Origin of the sequence: Poriferisphaera sp. WC338 (genome assembly GCF_050931845.1) — a bacterium.
Taxonomy (GTDB): domain Bacteria; phylum Planctomycetota; class Phycisphaerae; order Phycisphaerales; family Phycisphaeraceae; genus Poriferisphaera.
Genome location: NZ_CP194516.1, coordinates 4,064,079 through 4,084,364, shown reverse-complemented (window position 1 = coordinate 4,084,364; position 20,286 = coordinate 4,064,079). Strand labels below are relative to the sequence as shown.

At 49.3% G+C, this 20,286-nt stretch carries 13 protein-coding genes; 8 read left to right on the top strand and 5 right to left on the bottom strand.

The window, feature by feature from the left end; genetic code table 11:
* Positions 1 to 5 precede the first annotated feature (5 nt).
* The 5 genes from ACQ6WK_RS16905 (at position 6) to ACQ6WK_RS16885 (ending at position 7,873) form a co-directional block, all read left to right on the top strand.
* On the top strand, positions 6 to 1,622 hold the full coding sequence (locus ACQ6WK_RS16905; RefSeq protein ID WP_432798570.1) for a ribulokinase: 1,617 nt from the start codon (positions 6 to 8) through the stop codon (positions 1,620 to 1,622).
* 220 nt (positions 1,623 to 1,842) lie between these two features.
* On the top strand, positions 1,843 to 4,518 hold the full coding sequence (locus ACQ6WK_RS16900) for a LamG-like jellyroll fold domain-containing protein (protein WP_432798569.1): 2,676 nt from the start codon (positions 1,843 to 1,845) through the stop codon (positions 4,516 to 4,518).
* 319 nt (positions 4,519 to 4,837) lie between these two features.
* A complete protein-coding gene (locus ACQ6WK_RS16895; RefSeq protein WP_432798568.1) occupies positions 4,838 to 5,770 on the top strand; it encodes a dihydrodipicolinate synthase family protein in 933 nt (310 codons plus the stop codon).
* A gap of 27 nt (positions 5,771 to 5,797) precedes the next feature.
* A complete protein-coding gene (locus ACQ6WK_RS16890; protein WP_432798567.1) occupies positions 5,798 to 6,760 on the top strand; it encodes a glycoside hydrolase family 130 protein in 963 nt (320 codons plus the stop codon).
* A 96-nt stretch (positions 6,761 to 6,856) separates the two neighbouring features.
* On the top strand, positions 6,857 to 7,873 hold the full coding sequence (locus tag ACQ6WK_RS16885) for a LacI family DNA-binding transcriptional regulator (protein WP_432798566.1): 1,017 nt from the start codon (positions 6,857 to 6,859) through the stop codon (positions 7,871 to 7,873).
* Positions 7,874 to 7,963: 90 nt separating this feature from the next.
* On the opposite strand, the gene ACQ6WK_RS16880 is transcribed toward ACQ6WK_RS16885, so the two are convergent.
* The 4 genes from ACQ6WK_RS16880 to ACQ6WK_RS16865 form a co-directional block, all read right to left on the bottom strand.
* Positions 7,964 to 9,982 (bottom strand): hypothetical protein, encoded by a 2,019-nt coding sequence (locus ACQ6WK_RS16880; protein WP_432798565.1) that lies wholly within the window; start codon positions 9,980 to 9,982, stop codon positions 7,964 to 7,966.
* Between the two features lie 61 nt (positions 9,983 to 10,043).
* Positions 10,044 to 11,603: a sialate O-acetylesterase gene (locus ACQ6WK_RS16875; protein ID WP_432798564.1), complete on the bottom strand. Its 1,560-nt coding sequence runs from the start codon at positions 11,601 to 11,603 to the stop codon at positions 10,044 to 10,046.
* A gap of 316 nt (positions 11,604 to 11,919) precedes the next feature.
* Positions 11,920 to 12,726: a type II secretion system protein gene (locus ACQ6WK_RS16870; RefSeq protein WP_432798563.1), complete on the bottom strand. Its 807-nt coding sequence runs from the start codon at positions 12,724 to 12,726 to the stop codon at positions 11,920 to 11,922.
* Positions 12,727 to 13,103: 377 nt separating this feature from the next.
* Entirely contained in the window at positions 13,104 to 13,877 is a 774-nt protein-coding gene (locus tag ACQ6WK_RS16865) for a PEP-CTERM sorting domain-containing protein (protein ID WP_432798562.1), read from the bottom strand.
* 617 nt (positions 13,878 to 14,494) lie between these two features.
* Between ACQ6WK_RS16865 and ACQ6WK_RS16860 the strand changes: the two genes are divergently transcribed.
* On the top strand, positions 14,495 to 16,900 hold the full coding sequence (locus tag ACQ6WK_RS16860) for a TIM-barrel domain-containing protein (RefSeq protein ID WP_432798561.1): 2,406 nt from the start codon (positions 14,495 to 14,497) through the stop codon (positions 16,898 to 16,900).
* 59 nt (positions 16,901 to 16,959) lie between these two features.
* On the opposite strand, the gene tcuA is transcribed toward ACQ6WK_RS16860, so the two are convergent.
* Positions 16,960 to 18,468: an FAD-dependent tricarballylate dehydrogenase TcuA gene (gene tcuA, locus ACQ6WK_RS16855; protein WP_432798560.1), complete on the bottom strand. Its 1,509-nt coding sequence runs from the start codon at positions 18,466 to 18,468 to the stop codon at positions 16,960 to 16,962.
* 157 nt (positions 18,469 to 18,625) lie between these two features.
* Here tcuA and ACQ6WK_RS16850 point away from each other — a divergent pair, with 157 nt between their 5' ends.
* On the top strand, positions 18,626 to 19,450 hold the full coding sequence (locus tag ACQ6WK_RS16850) for a hypothetical protein (protein ID WP_432798559.1): 825 nt from the start codon (positions 18,626 to 18,628) through the stop codon (positions 19,448 to 19,450).
* 262 nt (positions 19,451 to 19,712) lie between these two features.
* Positions 19,713 to 20,177 (top strand): GreA/GreB family elongation factor, encoded by a 465-nt coding sequence (locus tag ACQ6WK_RS16845; protein ID WP_432798558.1) that lies wholly within the window; start codon positions 19,713 to 19,715, stop codon positions 20,175 to 20,177.
* Positions 20,178 to 20,286: the final 109 nt, after the last annotated feature.

The window sequence follows — 20,286 nt, the reverse complement described above, 5'->3', positions numbered from 1 at the left end:
AGATCATGAGTAAACTTTCACTCGGCCTCGACTTCGGAACAGAATCCGTCCGCGCGATCCTCGTTGACCTTGATGGCAACATCCTTGGCTCCTCATCCGTCAACTATAAACACGGACAGATCACAGATGCGCTTCCAACCTCCGGAGAAAAACTCCCCCACGACTTCGCGCTACAACATCCGCAAGACTGGCTCGACGACTCCATCACCGCAGTGCAAAACGTCCTCAAAGAAACTGGTGCCAACCCCGACGATATCATCGGCGTCGGCGTCGACTTCACATCATGTACTATGCTCCCTGCGAAGGCTGATGGCACACCTCTTTGCCTCATTCCTGAACTGGAATCAAACTTCTTTGCGTGGCCAAAACTCTGGAAGCATCACGGCGCTGTCTCACAAACCGACCGTTTCAATGAGATCGCCATCCAACGCAACGAAGACTGGCTCAAGCGATATGGCAACGTCATCGGCCTTGAATGGTTCTTCCCCAAAATCCTCGAAACGCTCGAAGAAGCGCCCGACATCTACAAACAAACCGACGTCTGGCTCGAAGCTGGCGACTGGTACACTTGGCAACTTGTTGGTGCAGGTAATGAAACGCCTGCAGCCAATACACCACGCTCAACATGCATCGCAGGTTATAAAGCACTTTGGAACGGTCAATCCGGATACCCTTCACCTGAGTATCTTGAAGCCGTGAACCCCAATCTTAAAAACGTCGTTTCTGAGAAAATGCCCGGCAAACTCACCGCACCTGGTCAATCCGTCGGCAACCTCTGTAACAAGATCGCTTCCGCATTCGGCATTCCCGCAGGCATCCCTGTTTCCGCGGCCATTATCGACGCGCACTCAGGCGTTCCGGGCGTCGGTGCATCCGAACCCGGCGATCTTGTCATGGTCATGGGCACTTCATCTTGTCACATGCTCAATAGCGATGCCGAGCACTTTGTCCCCGGCGTAGCAGGTGTTGTTGATGGCGGTATCCTCCCAGGATTTTTCGGCTATGAAACAGGTCAAGCAGCCGTCGGCGATGCGTTCGCTTGGTTACGAAACCTCCTTGGCCACACCGACTTCAAACAACTCGACAAACAAGCTTCCGAAATTGCACCCGGCTCTAATGGTGTATGCGTCCTCGATTGGTTCAATGGTTGCCGCACACCACTCATGGATGGCAGGCTCAAAGGCTCCATCCACGGCCTCACCCTCAACAACTCTGCTGCCGATGTCTACCGCGCTACGCTCGAAGCATCCGCCTTTGGCTTCCGCTGGATTGTTGACGTCCTACGCGAATCCGATGTTCCCGTAAATAAACTCATCGCCACCGGCGGACTCCCCCACCACAACCCATTACTCGTCCAAATCTACGCTGACGTCATGGGTCAGCCCATCGAGATCAACCCTGAAACACAAGCTCCTGCACTCGGTGCCGCTATTCTTGGTGCATTCGCCGCCGGCCCCGAAACCTCCGGCTTCACCACCATCAGCGACGCCATCACTCATATGACCAGCAAACAACCCTCAAGCACTGTCATCCAACCCAACTTAGATCACCATCAACAATACAACGACCTCTACAAAAACTATCGCACGTTGGCAGATCAACAATCCGCCAATACGTCATGAATCTCTCCGCCTATAACCGGCAGCTAACCGCACACATCCACATATGTTAATTTTGAGCACCTTCCTCAGATCCTCTCACCGTGACGCATCCTGTGCCACGGTTTTTTCTTGATCTGTCACTTAAGGCTATAAATATATATTGTAATTTTTCACAATTGTATTCATAATACTGTGTGACTCAAACAACAACAAAAACGCATGCGTAGCTATGGAGCCTCATATGATCTGTCGACTTGTACACCGCCCTACCATCTTTATCGTTACTCTTTTTCTCACGTGTATCATTCATACACAAGCCGGTGCGAACCAATCCATAACCTTCAAAACCTCAGATGCCAACTCATCAAACCGCAACAGCATGGGTCGTCCCTATTTCCTCATGACCGACCAGTCCAATGACACCAAACGCACCATCTCTCCTAACCTAAAAACCCCCTTTGCCATCTCTACTTGGATTCGCATTGATAAATTCACCAGCGAGATCAATCAATACAACAGCACTAACCCCATGACAATCGCTCATCTTCGTGGCCCATCCGAAGACGAAGCCGCTGTCTTCCGTATCAATGGCAAGCAAGCCGAGCTCGCGCTTCGTTCAAACGGCAAATGGCGTTCTGTGCTTTCTACACAACATCTCCCCAAAAACAAATGGCTACTCATCACAGCCGGCTACACTGATAATCACTTGCTGATCTATATTAACGGACAACTCTCAGCCACACGCGCCTACCACGCCGCAGAAGCAGAGCTAAACCGTATGACTATTGGCGCCTCTGGTTCACGCAAGCTCCACGGCGGTATCGACGAAATCGTACTCCATCAAAACTTCCCCACATCAGAAGAACTTCTTGATCTCGCAGCATCACGTGGCAAATCTTTTGGCCAACCTATCCTCAGCACTTGGCAACCCTCTACAAAAACACCGATCTATCCCACACTTACCGTCAAACCATCTGCCACTCATTACCTCATCAACGGCATCGCGACACAAGCCGAACTTCTGCCTTGGTCCTCTCCTTCATCTAATCAACTATTAGTCACCTCACACGAAAAACTCTTTGGCTATACCGCCAATCTCTACACCCCCACTGGCCAAATCGATGTCAATGGTCTACCTATCTATGACAAAGGGTTTCCAGTCCCTCTTCAAGGCACTAACTTCAAACAACTCCCCAAGCCCAACGGCTCCTTCGACCTAATCGCACAAGGCGGAACCACACCCTATGGTAACGGTCAACTTATCCAATACCTCAACACTGGCACACTCAACAAACCTGCTTTCAATAAACATCGTCTCATCACCGTTGATAATAAATCACTTGCACTTGCACTAGGACACAAACTCCTTGGCTGGAATATCCATGACCTTGATGGCGACAACATCCCGGATTTGCTTATCACCGGCACTGACTCTGATTTTCTAATGAATTATTGTCCGTTTGGGGAACACTTTTGGGACGGTAAACCACACCCCAATACCGGCCCAGGCCGCGGCTATGATATCGCTGGTAATTGGCTTGGGGAAAAAATGAATCTCCGCCTTTATTGGGCAAAAGGATCTATAAATAAAGATCATTTCATCAATTTTGGCAAAGTCAGAAATGCATTCATCCGCGATATGGATTTCCCTGTTCAATGGTCTAGCTTTGACCCCGTCATGACCCCCGCCGCAATCAAACTACAAAACAAAAACTATATCCTCCTCGCCAGCGACGGTGACCGCATCCTTGCCCTCTCTTACACCTGTAAAGACAATCGCCTTTCATGTAATACCGTCACGCCGCTTATGCAGGATGACAAACCACTCGTCGACATGCACTGGTTCAACAGCGTTGTTGCCCGCGACATTGATCAGGACGGCAACGCTGAAGTCATTGTCTCCGGCAACCCCGGCCGCGTGGTTGTTCTGAAAGGCACTGCCCCCGGCCATTTCATCGAACAAGGCTCCATCAGAATGACTGGCGGACACCTTGCCGTAGACACACTCACCACCCCTGCACGCGGCGACTTTAATAACGATAATCTTCCCGATCTCATCACCGGTGATTCTTCTGGTTATCTCGCCATATGGCCCGGCACTGACAATCCACTCATCTATGATCAACCCACCTACCTCAAATCATCCGCTACCGGCAATATCATCCATCATCAGGCTGGCCCCACCGGCTCTATCCAAGGTCCAAACGAAGCCCGCTGGGGTTATCTCCAGCCAACACTTGGCCACTGGGATGATGATGATCAACTCGACATCATCACCAACGACATTAACGCAGAAGTTTACCTCTATACGAAGCAATCAATTGACACGCTTACCCCCAAACGCTTCACCCTCAAGAACAAACCACTCCCTGCTGCATGGCGCGCTCGCCCCATCATTCTCTCATCGAAGCAATATCCAACACCTAATCAAACCCCGTCTCTTCTTTATCTCAATTATGACAACAACCTAGTTATTGGCCATCCCGAATCTCTCGGTTCAACCAATCTAACACATACCACGCAACTCTATTACACAGATAGACAACCCGTCATGCTTGGCGGTGTCCGTGGGCATTGGGGCCGCGTGAAACTCTCTGTCGCAGACTGGGATCATGATGGCGACTGGGATATCGTCTGGGGTCATAATGCTGGCGTCCACCGCTACATCTGGCAAGACAAAAACTATCCACGTGCGGCCACACCCTGCTGGCTCGAAAACGTTGGCTCAAACGCTGAACCCATCTTTAAACGTACCCAAATCATCAAAGACAAAAATGGCAAACTCATCACGTTCAAAACTCATAATGCTTCCGTCTGGCCGACTCACCTGAACAACAACAATCAACTCGACCTACTCATCGGTGCTGAGGATGGTAAGGTTTACTATTTCATGCGTGAAGACCTCCAAGCCCCTTGATTCCCAGCACACCACTGACTTTCCTTTGAACAAAGAATCTACCTAAGCCAGTTACGCCTTCCCGGGCAAGTGATTGGCTTTTTCTTTCATCTTTTTCCTAAACTGCCGTACACCCATTAATTACCATGAAAGTTTTCATATAATATTCTTGAAAACTCTGCTTTTCGTGATATACTAGATGCACCTCCGCGTAAACATCCGCTGGCCCGCAATTGCGAGGCCAATCAACCCCCAATACGGATGACTAGCAGACGATCGATACCCGCGCTGCACGATCCCTTCATGTTCGGCGCCTTGATGGATGGTGATTGGAGTAAAGATGCAAAAACGACTTCCTAAAGGTGTGTGGCCCGTTATGCTCACGCCCTTTACCGAAAACAACCAACTCGATATCCCCGGCTACCGCCAACTTGTCGACTTCTATATTCAACAACAAGCGGCTGGCCTCTTTGCCACCTGCGGCTCCAGCGAAGTCTACCTCCTGACCGCAGACGAAATTGTTCAACTTACCGAAGAGGCTGTCACTGTTGCCAAAGGCCACGTCCCTGTCGTTGCCGGCGCTATCTGTCACGGTGAGGTCAACAAGCAAATCGATCTCGCCAAGCGACTCGCCCAAACCGGCATTGCCGCTGTTGTCTTTAACGCATCACAAATCATCACCAAACAAGCCACCGATCAAGACTGGTTCACCGCCATTGATCGCCTCATCACCGAACTCCCAGATACACCCCTTGGCATCTATGAATGCCCCACCCCCTACCACCGCCTGCTCACCGATACGCAGATCAAACACCTCGCCGATTCAAAGCGATTCATCTTCTTCAAAGACACCTGCAAAGACTCCAAACGTGTCGCTGCAAGACTCAAACAAACCGTTGGCTCTCCCATCGCCTACTTCGACGCGCATGCCCCTCATATCTTTGACACACTCGCTCACGGTATTGACGGACATTGCGGCGTCGGATCCAACCTCTGTATTGAGCTCTTTGTTTGGCTATGCAACAATCATCGAAACGATCCGCAAACATCTAAACAAGTTCACCAATACATCAATTCACTCGATCCTATTCTTGATATCAAGTATCCCGCCTCAGTTAAAATTGCTATGCAAGCCCGCAATATAAACATTCAACAAAATTGCCGAATTTTTAAGGACAAAATCACTCAAGACAGCATCGATCTCATTTACAAAACAATCGATGACATTCAATCTCGCCACCAATCCATCACCACCCCAGCACTCTCTTCCTAACGATCAATCTGTAACAGGATCATTACTATGACCACTACGATAACTAGCAACACCCTCCGCCAGAAAAAATACATCACTCACCGCCACCCCAACAATCCTATCCTCACCGCTGCAGATTTTCCCAACGACATCGTCACTGCTTTCAATGCTGGCGTCATCAAACACAACGATCAATACTTTATGGTGTGCCGCACCGAAGATTCCGCACTCGGTAGATACATGTGGGTTTGCGATTCAACCGATGGCATCAATTTTACCCCTCGCCCCGAACCTCTCCGCATGCCGACCCACGACCCGGTCTTCATGAAGTATGTCCACCCCACCAAATCTTATTGGGATCCGCGCATCGTCCGCCTTGATAATACCTTCTACATTACACACGCCGCCGATGTTACCAACGGCCAAACCTGCCAACTAGGCCTCTTCAAAATCGATGATGACTTCAACCAACTCGACTGGCTTGGACTCATATCTCTGCCCGACAACCGCAATGCGGTCCTCTTCCCGGACAAAATCGGCGGCGCCTACTATCGCCTGGATAGACCAAACGACAACTCCTTTGACATCTGGCTTTCCTCCTCACCCGACCTGATTCATTGGGGCAACCACCGCCGCGTAATCGCCAAAAAAGATGTCTTCTGGTCCGACCAAAAAATTGGGCCTGGCTCAGTCCCTATCAAAACTCCACACGGCTGGCTCTGCATCATTCACGGCGTCCGTCGCCAATGTACCGACCAAGTCTATTCCCTCGGTGCGATGCTCCTCGACCTCGACGACCCCTCCAAAGTACTCGGTATTTCTCAGCGCGCTATCCTAGCACCAGAAACAACTTACGAACTCATTGGGCAGTCGCCTTCGGTCGTATTCACCAACGGCTCTATCCTCGAGCCCGACGGCACTGTGCGTATCTACTATGGCGCAGCCGACACCGTTCTTGGGCTTGCCACTGCCTCACTCGATGACTTGATTCATGCCTGCCTCTATGAATAAAAAATCAAAAATTACACGAATAGTTTTGCAATGACCCTCCATATACGTGAAAATATATACCCATAATTTTCACTGTATTCTTCTCTGGATGGTCTTATGGCATCAATCATCGAAGTCGCAAAACGAGCCGGTGTCTCACAGGCAACTGTCTCACGTGTCCTGAACAACTACCCCAACGTCTCCAAAACTGCTGAGGTCAAAGTCAAACAAGCTATGGAAGACCTTGGCTACCGTCCCGCTGCACGTCGCCAAGGACACCGCTCTGGACTCCAATACGGAACCTTTGCTCTGCTCATTCTCGACTACGACGTCTACCAACATTACTCCCCCGCTTTCGTCAAACTGCTTACCTCTGTCGAGTCCGCTTGCACTGAGCAAGGCCTCAACATCATCATCGCTCAATCCCTTGACGCGCAGCAACTCCCCCCACTCGTTCAAAATAAACAAGTCGATGGACTTATCCTCGCAGGGCAAAGCGCTGCACCAGCTGTCCTCAAAAAAATAGCATCTCTCCCCGCTGTCTGGGTTTCGTCCCACCATGAAGATTCCGGAGACACCGCTCTCCCCGGTAACGATGCCGCCGGCAGACTCGCTGCACAATACCTGCTTAACCGCGGGCACAAACACCTTGCCGTCGTCAATGCACTCCCCAATCACCTTGGCTTACAATCGCGCACCGAATTTTTCGAGTTCACCGCACAACGCAATAATGCAACCGTTGCCGCCATCAATGCGCCCGTCGAAAACCTTACCACCCTCGACGACCTTGATCTGAACGCCATCGAAGCCGCTATGACTGTTGCCGTCGACAAACTCCTTGCACAAAAAAACAAACCTACTGGCTTCTTCACTCTTATCGATATCTTCACCGCCATCATGCACCGCATCCTCATTCGTAAAGGATTGAAGCCCGGAAAAGATATTGATCTCATCGGTTGCAACAACAATAAAGCCGCGCTCGCCGGACTCTATCCCCGCCCCGCAACCATCCGTATCGGTATCGACACTATGGGTAAACGTGCTGTCGAACAGCTACTCTGGCGTATCAGTAACCCCAATGAAAAAGAAAACGTTCACGTCGTTGTCGAACCACAACTCATCCCCGGCGACTGATCAGCGAGTAGATTCTTCATATCACATATATAAAAAAAGAAAGCCCGAGTCTTCACTCAGGCTTTCTGTTCCACATACCATACCCGGCAATCAATCATGCCAACTTAAATCTTTACGGTCATAGTAGAATGCGTATCCATCCTCATATGCCAAGAACATATTCGGCCCGCCTTTTGCGCCAACACTTGTCGGTACGCCACTACAAGAATGCTGCCCCACAAAAATCGGCTTACCTTTGTATTTAATAAACTTCGGATACGCATACACCGGCTCAGACTCGCTCCCTACATTCTTCATAAACAACACACTTGCACCTTTCAAACCCGTCCCTTTCTTGCCGGTTTGCTTCGGCAATCCGTCCACTGGGTTTGGCACAGATGCATGACGCGGACCGCTTACCATCAAGTCTTTCACACCATCTAAGTCCCAATCCACCAACACCATTTTCAATCGGCCCGTCCCACCTGCATGCAGAAAGTTCCCCGTAATCACTGAACCATCATCCAGTTTCAACTTGCCAATGTCGCGCACATTCTGATTATCAATCCGCTCATACAAATGAAACGCATCATCATCATCCAACATAATGTAAGCCATCCGCCCACCCATTATTCCCACCGCCGGCTGCACCCGCCACGTTCCGTGCAATTCCAATCCGTGACAATAAAGTATGCGTTCCTTCGCTAATTTTGGCTCCGTCTTACTACCAACATTCTCAACAAAATACTGGCCATCTGCCGCACTCCGTAACATTAAATCCAAATCGCCATCGCCATCCCAATCCACCACAGTTGGTGTTGTATAACCCCACCTAGCTTCTTCCGGCCCTTGAATATCGCGATACCCAGGCTGAGCCAAAATCACTTCGCCACCCGCAGTCATGTATTCACCTTCCGCATACTGTGGCGCAGCATTGCTCCCCACATTCTCATGGAACATCACAAAACCTTGCGAATTACCTACGATCAAATCCTCATCACCATCATCATCCCAATCCACACTGTTTAACACGGGCAATGAACCGAAATATATATTTCCGCTATTTGATTGAGCATACTGCGGATCTTTGTAAATCGGATTTCCACCCTCATCATATTTCCCACTGAACTCGTACCAGAACGTCCCTGCTTCTCCGCTTACAATTAAATCACTCATCAATCCCGTCTTACGGTTTTTATACTCCAACGGCCGCGGATTAATTGCTGGATGACGAAGGATCAAACCTTCATCATCATCTTTGACGAACATTCTCCCTTCATACTGCGTGCCTTCTTTACCCTCGCCTACATTATTGTAAAACTGAAACAATCCAAACCACGTCCCAGCTATCAAGTGCTCTGGCTCATCACTTTCTAACTGTACCCGAGCCAGCAAACCTGAATGATGAAGAATATCTTGATGATCTGCGGAGATATCTTTCACGCGCTTAATCTCATTTCCCTCCACCGAATCGATCATGACTTGCTCAAGATGTGCATACAAACGGTTCCCCCGCCATGAACCGCGACCATCAAATGAATGATACTCTGGTGCCCGCCAATAACCTTCTGGCCGATACGGCTTTGCATCACGTACCACCATTGCCATTTGTACCCGCCCGTCTTCTAATTCCCGAACACTGATCCTTGTTACATTTCCATCATGCCCCGACAAAACAAGCGGCGAAGCAGATTCAATGAGCTCATACCGATCACGATCCAACACATAACGCATCACCTTCCCTTTATTCAATAACCACACATGCACTCGACCATCACGACCATTAAACGCATGACCATTTGTCCCCCCTCTTGTCTTGAAAGGAACTTTGATCAACTTATCGTTTCCAAACCGCGGCTGCCCCGTCGCACTATCCCCCAGATACTTCATCAAAAACAAACCCCCCACTTTGCTGAACTTACCAGTCGTCAACATAACATCTGGCCGCGCTCCCCCATATACATCTACAACACCCACCATCTGATTCGACATGCCTTTGGCTAATGTACTCCACCCTTCCCCAGCCACAGGCAAACGCTCACCACTCACCACCTGCCCCGTTGCAACAACACCAAACATCAATACAAAAACTATCAGCGCTATCGCGCCTTGCATCATTTTTAGCTTCATCTTTTGTCCCATCTAACTTGTAATTAAATCAACACTGTTGGCCGTTTCAAAAATCTAGACCTTATTTCCACTTGCCTCGCGTCACACGTGGCCAGTCATCCGTACGAAACAAACTTGCCTGCAACCCGTTCTTATTCACCAGATTGCCTACCGGATTGTTCGCCCAGTTGTACCGAACGCTCACAGGCTTCTTCACACCAGCCGCACTTACCACCACCGATTTACCCTGAATCACCGCCTCCGCCCACACAAACTTCTTATCCTCGCCTGCAATTGCAAACCCCCGAAGCTCGCTCCCATCGCTCGCCATCAAACCATCACCAACATGATCAAACTTGATCCGGATCTGATCGCCCTCGATCGCATGATCCGCATAGATCGGCCCGCTATAAACCAATTCTTTCTCGCCATACTGCGTTGCACGCGCCCACAAACTCAAACGAATACCTACATCCTTCTTGTTCCGCGGATGGATATCCTTCGCTTCGCCAATATCTGTAATTACCGCCATCCCCGTGTCCGGTACGCGTTTCAGCGTCAACAACTGCGCCTCGCGCAACTCCGGCCACGTCGCTGCCTGCACCGGCTCCTTCTGCTTCTCGTAATAATTCGCCAATTGCACAAACCCAAACGCAAACGCATCCTGCCCCCATTGCTCCCGCCAATCTTCAATCAGCAGCGGAAACAGTTCGATGTATTGTTCTGCACGACCTGCATTACTCTCCCCCTGATACCAAATCGCACCACGCATCGTATACTGCGATACACCATGAATCATTCCGTTATACAAGTTCGAACCATAATGCCGCCGCTGCAATTCCAACGGCACCCAGGGCCTCCGATCCGTCGGCTCTGCATTAATCCGCTTCACTTCATATTCCGCAATCGCCTTCGTATACTGCTCAAGCTTCGCTTCGCTCAATGCCTCCCACGACGCATTCGCCTTCAAAATCTGCTGGCCCGCCACATTCGCCTTTAGACTCTCCTCGCTCGTCCAAGCCTCAACACGTGTTCCGCCCCAGTTCGAATTCACCAATCCCACCGGTTCCCCCACATGCTCACGTAACTCTTTCCCGAAATAATAACCCACCCCGCTAATCCCACCCGCGGTCTCCGGACTGATCACCTTCCACTCGCCCTCCACTTCTTCCACCGGCTTCCTCGACACCCTTTTCGTCACAAGAAAATATCGCATCTCCCCATCCGCACTGTTCTTGATCGCTTCCTTCCCGCCCTCGCTCTCATGCAATCGCCACTCCATGTTTGACTGCCCACCACATAGCCACACCTCACCAATCAAAACATCTTTCACCCAGATCGATTCCCCCGCGCTACTCACCTCCAAACGATATGGACCACCCGCTTTCATCACACCCAACTTCAATTGCCATTTCCCATCATCACCCACAACCGTTTCACCCACCTGATCCCCAAGCTTCACCGATACCTTCTTTCCTGCTTCGCCCCAACCCCAAATCGCAATCGGCTTGTCCGCTTGCATCACTGCATGATCTGAAATCATTGCCGGCAGGCGCAACCCTTCCGCGATCACTATCTCACCACAGGTTAGGAAGAGCACACTTAAAACCAGAAAGAACACCCGAGATTGACGAAGACCCATTGCGATCGCTCCCAAAAAAACATCTTGTGCCTATATAGAAGATGAAACTACCTCCGAACAACATCAGTGTAACAATTCGGCGATCATTTTGATATCCCCTGATATATCAATATTCATTTTTCTTGTCTATTTGGCACACAGCACGTTAATCCACTAGCCAATAGCACCACACCGCCTCGCCCCGCCCCCCACTCTGCCTTCAACCGCAAACGTAGTCATCTCCCCATATACAACCAAACCAACATAAAAAACAAGCCGCCCCGTGAGGCAGCCTGCCGTTTTCATAATCATTTATATAAAACCGATACATTCCCAATCAATAGAACGGATGCCGCAGCGCGCCTAGACGAGCTGGATCAGCATACGAACCAACCGCTTCAGGCTCCGGCAAACTCTCTCCATTGATCTCAGTCCCCACATGATGGCTTTCCATGTCTTCAACTTTAATAAACTCTGCATGGCCATCGAGAAAGGCGTAGTTACGCCCATCTTCTTCTACATGTATACGATTCGCAAACAAACTGCCTGTACCAAACCGCATCCAACCACTCCATACCGCATCCTTCTTTGGGTCACCTGATGCTTTAATGGTATTTCTTAATGTTGCTGCAGACGTAAAAGACGAAGCATCATAAAAAATTGATGTTTCGGAAGGCGATTGAAAATCTTGATCTGAAAAATGTGACACCACACCATTCATCGTATAAGCAATGTAGTTTTCTAGTGATGAGTAATCTATATGTGTATTGATTGTGTCAAAGGCAGTAGGACACTTAAAATACTCCCCATCCTCTCCCATAAACTTCCAAAGATACCATCCCCAATTACCTTCCGGTACTGTTTGGCTACCTACAGTCGCCGTATTAAGTACACCACTCGTTTTATCTGTAGCATTAAAGGCATTACTAACATGCCATAACCCTACTTGATACGGATAATGTTTCGTATCTACTTTGTACATAACTGAAGACATGGTGATCTGCCGGATATTGCTTGCACATTGAATCGTCTTCGCTGCTGATCTTGCTTTTGTTAATGCCGGAAGCAAGATGCCAACAAGTAATGCAATGATAGATATCACGACAAGCAGTTCGATCAAGGTGAATGCGCGATGCTGTTTCATATTTTTGCCCTACCAAAAATGTGTTGTGCTATTCGAAATGACGATCTCTATGATTGGCCCGCCCACAATATGGTCCAATCTGCCAATAGTCTCTGAAAACCAAGCGATGTTAAAAATCCAGATTACAAAAAAATTCGTGAAGTATAAAAATGTATTGCCTTAGCCGCCCTAAAGAATGCAAGCTCATGTATACAAAACTAAACCTCCTCCTAGTATACACCTGCCATTCCAGTCTGCAAGCTACCCTAATATCGTAACACACCGCTCACCTGCCGGGCAAGGATTTCTTCGCAGCTCGTTATAAACAACGCTGGCACCCCGAAACCCGAGGTGCCAGCAACTAATTTCATACAAAAAGGTCCCAAGACCTTCCTGACTTACTTACGACGACGTGCCAAGAAAGCAAGACCGCCCAAACCGAGCAATACCATGCTGGCCGGCTCAGGAACCAAATTACCCGTAATTTCAAACTCATCAAAGGCAATATCATCTGCTTGCGTAACCAAACCAAAAGCAGTAATTCTCAGATCAAGCGTGCTACCTGTTCCGCTAATACTTGCAGAAAAATTCTTCATCGCATTCCCGATGGTTGTCGTTTCGCCAGCGTCGATCACGCCATTATTGTTAGTATCAAGAACGGGAACCGAGCCGTCAGCAGTAGGAAGAAACTGGACAAGGATCTGCTCTGTGCCACCATCAATCGAAGCCGCAACGGTTACGGTTGATGTGATAGAAGTAGGACTCGTGAGAATAGACCATCCGGTATTGTTTGCATGAGCAAAGTTGCCCGAGAAAGTAAGCGTGTCGTAGCCGGAGATGTCAATACCCGTCCACTCGAGCGTTGGTGCGATTGCGTTTGGATCCCCAGTGCCACTAGCAAACGTATCTTCTGCCGCAAAATAATGGGAACCAACAACACCAGTAACCGCATTAGAGTTTGCAATATGCGAGCCATCGGTGCGAATCCAGTAATCATTAAAGCCGTCACTTGTTTCTGCCACAGCAGCGCTGTCAGTAAAATTGAAGCTGCTGTAGTTTTCATCCCCACCAGCGGTTTCGAAACCCTCATTGAAAAGTGACACGGCACTAATATTTCCGGTTGTCACCATAAATGCGGCTGCGGCTAAAAGCCCGCCTGTTGTTTTGATCATCTCTATTCTCCTTAAATGTGATTGCTCAACAAACCGTTTCGCAATGATGTGATAGTAAAAACCAAATACCTTCTATGCGTTGACCGAGCCGAAACAACGTGGCTTAAATCTTGTCATTCATATGTAAAGTTCGCTGCAAATGCCTCATTGTCGAAAGCGCGGTATTCTGCTTCAAGGCAATATATGTGTATGGCCACGCCTTTGTATACCAATAATATTTAACACATATCCTCTTCCACGTCAATAAAATTAATCGAGGCTTACGAAACATCTCTAGGTTTGGTCCGTTTATATAAACTGCAAGGTAGGCCATGAGTTATTAGTAATTGTAAATACTACTATTTAACTCATCACATTGCCCACTCTAACAAGAGTTGCTTTCTTTCAAGCGAGTTGACATACCTGAATCATTGTGTCGAGGACGCCACTGTTGATGTGAGTCGGTTTAAGTGTACAAACCAAAACATGGACTTAGCTATTTGTATATCAAGACATTGCAATGAGTTAGCCTATGTTTGCTCGCTACCGCTTGCCCGTTTTGCCGCCGTCAATACAATTCAAAACCCGATCTTGTCTTATCAAACCCGAACCTACCAACTGCATGGGATCCATTGCGCATGTACTTCAATAAATATCCGCAGCCAGAGAACTTCTCATTTGCCAACACTCGCACCCTCGGAAGTGCTAAAAACGCAAAGGGCGCTAACCCCACATCCGGCAACTTCGCCGTCGGTAAGCGCAACTATAAATACAACCTCAAAGATCACGGCAATGATGTCTACCAACTCACGGTCAAATCGTCATATTGGCCAAAACAGTATTCACAAGCCACACTCACACCGCCGAAGCGTGCGACCAAACATGATCTCGCTTCGATCTCTCGCTTAGCCGGATTGAACATTGCCTCGCCAACCCAATCAGATCAATCGTTACTGCAATCAGAGCCCGGCCGGTTCTTTGGGGTGTCGGACAGGTCGTGGATCATGCAGTTTCAATACGATCCCAAGTTCCGCTTTTATGGCTTAGGCGAAAAAATGTTCGGCTTTGAGCATTCCCGCAAATCCACCAAGTTCTGGAACACCGACGCATGGGCGGACTTCCCGTTTGAATCCATCTACACTGGCAGGCCAGACCCGTACTACGTCTCGATCCCGTACCTGATCATCAAGAACGGTGATCAATACATCGGCATCTTGGTTAACAACCCCTACCCTGTTTTCGTTCACACCAACCCGGATGTGATCATCGCCAACCAAAACGATGCAGACGATGTAAACAACACGCGCTTCTGCATCGGTTCATCCGATGGCTTGCCGGAGCTTTACTTCATCATTGGGCCAACACTTCAGCAGCTCACGCAGAAATTGCAGCAACTCGTGGGAACCACGCCACTGCCACCGCTTTGGTCGCTTGGTCATCAGCAATGCCGCTGGGGTTACAAGTCCTACGATGATCTTGATCAGCTCGACAAGAAGTTCACACAGTACAAGACGCCAACTGACGGGCTGTGGTTGGACATTGAGTACATGGATGGGTTCCGTGTATTTACCTTCAACGACAAGCTTTTTAAGAACCCCGCGAAGCAAATCAAGGACATTACCGATCGTACGCACCCGGTGGTGCCGATCATTGATCCAGGTGTGAAGGTGGATGAGGATTACGATGTTTACACGGATGGCCTGAAAAAGAAGGTGTTTTGTCAAAATCCGGAGGGGTCGCCGTTCGTGGGTTTTGTGTGGCCAGGCGCAACGGTGTTCCCCGATTTCTCGCTGCCACGAGCGCGCAAGTGGTGGGCAGATAAAGTGGCGGCCTTTGCGAAAGACAACCATCTCATCGGCGCGTGGCTGGACATGAACGACCCTTCAACGGGTTCGTCGGACTGCATGTATATGAAATTCAATGATGGGAAGGATGATCATGAAACGTATCATAGCCAGTATGCGCTGGGGATGGCACAAGCTTCACGCGATGGGTTTTTGAAAGCGAACCCAACGCTGCGCCCGTTCCTACTCACGCGATCTGGTTTTATTTCGACGTCACGTCATGCTGCGGTCTGGACAGGTGATAATGTCTCGAACCGTCATTATCTGAAGTGTGCGATTCCGTGTACGCTGAACCTTTCGCTGTCGGGAATTCCATTTAACGGGCCAGACGTTGCGGGGTTTGGTGACCACACGAACACACCGCTCGCTTTAGATTGGTACAAGACGTGTTTCTTGTTCCCGTTCTTTAGAAACCATTCGTCGATCAATACGCTGGATCAGGAACCGTGGACATTTGGGCCGCGTGCATCAAAGACGATCAAGCATTTTATCCAAAGTCGGTACAAGCTTTTGCCATACATTTACAACCTATTTATGGATCAGGAAGAAGCAGGCGATCCGATCCTTCGTCCACTAATTTATCACTATAAACACAGTGCGAAAACACCGATTGATGAACTGGATGATCAGTTTATGGTCGGACCAGCCATCATGCAGGCGCCGTGCATGGAAGAAGAACAAACTAAACGTGATGTGGTATTACCGAAGGATCGCTGGCTGGATGTGCAGGCAGGCAAATGGATTGCCGGCGGCAAAACAATCCGCGCAAAGAAGGAAGATCAGAACACACCGCTATTTGTCCGCAGCGGATCGGTGCTGCCTATGCTCACCGGCACCCCCACCGACAACCAATCGGATCTCTCAAAGATTGAGCTGCACATCTTCCTCGACAAATCATACGCGCAAACGGTCACCTACACGTACCGGTTTGATGATGGGAAGACATTTGCATATCAAGATGGCGAGCGGACTTCGATTATGTTTAAGATCAAACTTGCGGCGGGCAAGTTATCTATCTCATGGTTAGATTCTGATTTCTCTGCGGGCGAGCTGACCGTGCGACCGATTGTGCATACCAATGCCAAACTAAAATCAATCACCGTGCAAGGTGACGAGATGAAACAAAGTGCATGCACGCTGAATTTTGCCGGTGCGAAACTTGCGGCGATGAAGACCAAGCCGATCACACTCAAGAGCTAAATGATCCTTGTTTTATCGCATCAAACCGAATCGCCTCGCAGGTTGCTCCTGCGAGGTTTTTAATGCGCGACTGCGTAAGCGGCGGCATGACGTCCGGCACATCGTCCCGTGACAGACCCTTTAATCAACCCTGAACCGGTGGGGTAGGCATAGTAGAAGTAGCCGCCGGTAGCTTCGCCGCAGCCATATAGACCGGGGATGGAATGACCGGCCGCGTCAAGAATCTCGCACTTGGTGTTTGATGCCAAACCACCAAACGTAAACGTCACCCCCGGTACCACAGGATAGATATAGAACGGTGCTTTTTTAATCGGCAACGCCCAGTTTGTTTTGGGGATAGGCAAACCTTTGGTTTTTTTGCCGTCGAGTGTAGTGGGGTCGTAGCCACCGTCGTTTTTCTTGACCGCTTTGTTGTACGCTTCAATGGTTTGCATCATCGTGTCGGGATTGATGCCGGCCTTCTGCGCAAGCTTCTCTAGCTTGTCTCCGGTATAAAACTGCTTTTGCAATTCATAGTTTGGCTCGCAGTACTTCACACCCCTTGCATCAAAGATTTGATAGCCAACCTGCCCGGGCTGATACAGTAAGGCCTTACCCATCTCGACATAGATCTGATTGTTCCAGTGTTTACCTTCGTCAATGAAACGATGGCCGTCCTTGTTGACAGTAACACCCCATGAAAAACCAAGGCGATTGGTTTTTTCCTTTGTATCAAGCCCACCAACAAAAGGTGAATCAGGATCGATCGGTGTAATGTGTGCGCCGCTCCAATGACCTTTCTGACCTGCACCTGCATTAATTGCGGCAACAATCATCTCACCGGTATTGAACTTCACGCAACGTTGACGAACATCACACCACTCGGGGCCGAGATATTGAGCGCGCATGGCGCTGTTGGCTTCAAACCCGCCGCTGCCAATCACCACCGCGCCATCATAGTGATGTAGATCACCTTGTGCATCACGGGCAATGACACCTTGAACATGCCCCTTATCGTTCGTGATGAGATCAACACCGGGCATTTCATACACAATCTTAGCGCCTTTATCCTGCGCATACTTCAACTCCGGCGTCACCATCCCCTGTCCGCCCTGCACAACTTGAATAATCACTCCCCCTGCATATTTACGTTTCTCTTCACTTTCACCTTTGGTCAGATCATACTCAGATAGGTACTCGGCAAGCTCAAACTTAACCCCGCGTACTTTCATCCAATGAATGATGTCAAGACTTTCACTTGTAAACCATTTGACGAGTTCTTGATCAGGGCGATCCTTCCCGGATTTCATCACTTCAGCAACATACTTCTGATGATCGTATGGCTCTATCTCAATGTTAGACCACTGCTCATCGCTATACTGCTCATCAAGAATCTCACGAACCTTATGATCGTTCTCGAACACCACGCGCAGCGCAGCTGTCGTGAGGCGGGTGTTGCCGCCCATTTCTGCTTCACTGGATTTTTCAAGGATGGTTACATCTGCACCCGCATCTGCAGCACTCATAGCCGCGCACAACGCTGCGTTGCCACTGCCAAGCACAATGACCTTGTTTTTGATATTCGCCATTTGGGTTAATCTCCTGAGTTTGCGATGATTGATCATCCGCCTCGCTCTCTCAGGATCGTGTTCTGCCGCCTCTATTCAATCTTACATCGACTCGTTGGCTGAATTCCTCCCGCAATTTCCCGCATTCATATCGCCGCGCGGGATTGCCCGATATAACATGCAAAGACACATGGATGATCCATCTATACAACCTGATGATCCCAAACATGATCTCGCAGAAGATCAAAACGGACTCTCATCCGAATCCTTGCAAGCAGTGGATGTCGCACCAAAACATCGACCTCGCCGCGGAGATACACAGATTCGTTTTCTTACTTTAGGCTGGTGTATGTGGCTGCTGGCGGGATGGGGAATCACACTTTCAATCGACGCGATCATTCCAGCGGTGCGCTGGATGGTGTTTACCGCAGCGTTTGGATTGCTGCTGGTGTGGCCGGCGTATCGGCTCTCATTAGCCTCTCGTCATCTGCATAAGCGACCACGGCGGGTAATTGGTGAAACATTATTGGAGTGGATTTCGCTCATCATTGTGCTGCAAGCGGTCATTTGGCCGCTGAAAATCTCGGCACATTGGTCAGGATTACAAACAGCGCTACTGAACATTACATTTGGAGTATGGTCATTGCTGACGGGCTTGATCATCGCTTGGGGGTGTTTACGAAACAGTCCGGGAAGACGACTAATGGCCATGTGTTTGGTGGTGCTGTTGGTGTTCGGCGGACCATTATTAGAGCTGGTGGCACCGAAGTTTGTGGCAATGATTGCGATTGAGATGCCAACAGGACAGATTCTCCCGTTCTCTCCTTTGCAATCGCTGTGGTCGCTATCAAATCGACCGAGCCTGTTTTCAGCCTCCCCGTTTACAGAAATCCTGATCGGGATCACCATCGCAGCAACGATTGGCTGGATCGGACTCACCGTGATCACTCGCCCACACACAACCACTCCACATAGCCAGCCAAACACTTCGGCCAACAAATAACATGTAAATCATTGATCAATATTAGTTTAAAGAAAGAATACGAATTCCGACTCTAAAATACCCAACTCTACCACCTTACCAAGATTGATCCTCGCTCATGGTAAGCTCATAATAAAATATCCGGTAGACGGGCCGAGCCTGTGTCCGGTAACCCAATATCATTGTCATTGGGCTGTACTGACCTAACTTTCAGTTACGATAATAGCTAGATAACCCAGAACTTTATGCTGGCCAATAAGCCGGTTGATATCGGAGTGACATCGTGGAATTCATCACTGCAGAAGAAAAAGAAACACTGACCCAGCGCGTTGAAGCCCTTAAGGCGAAGCGACCAGAGATTACCGCGCGGATTGCCGAAGCCCGAGCAGACGGCGATCTGAAGGAAAACGCAGACTACCATGCAGCACGTGATGATCAGGGCATGAACGAAGCGGAAATCCGCCGCCTTGAAGAGCGACTCGCCAATGTGTCGGTTGCTTCAGATGATGACATCCCGGATGACATGGTGTTTCTCGGCGCGGTGGTGAAGCTGCGTGATCTGGACGATGACGATGAGGATCTCTACAAACTCGTGGGGGAAGCCTCGGGCTCATTTGATGCTGATGAGATCGAAGTCACGGCTTCCTCGCCAATGGGTGAGGCACTGATGAAAGCACGTGTGGGCGAGACGGTGAAAGTCGACTTGCCACGCGGCACCAAACGGTTTGAAATCCTCGAACTCATGTGATTTCCCGGATTAATCTCGCCGCGAGGCAGCCACTCGAATAAAATAGTTGTTCAGCACGGTTCTATCCCTAGGACGCCAATAAACCCGAAGAACCTTGCCGTTCTTCACA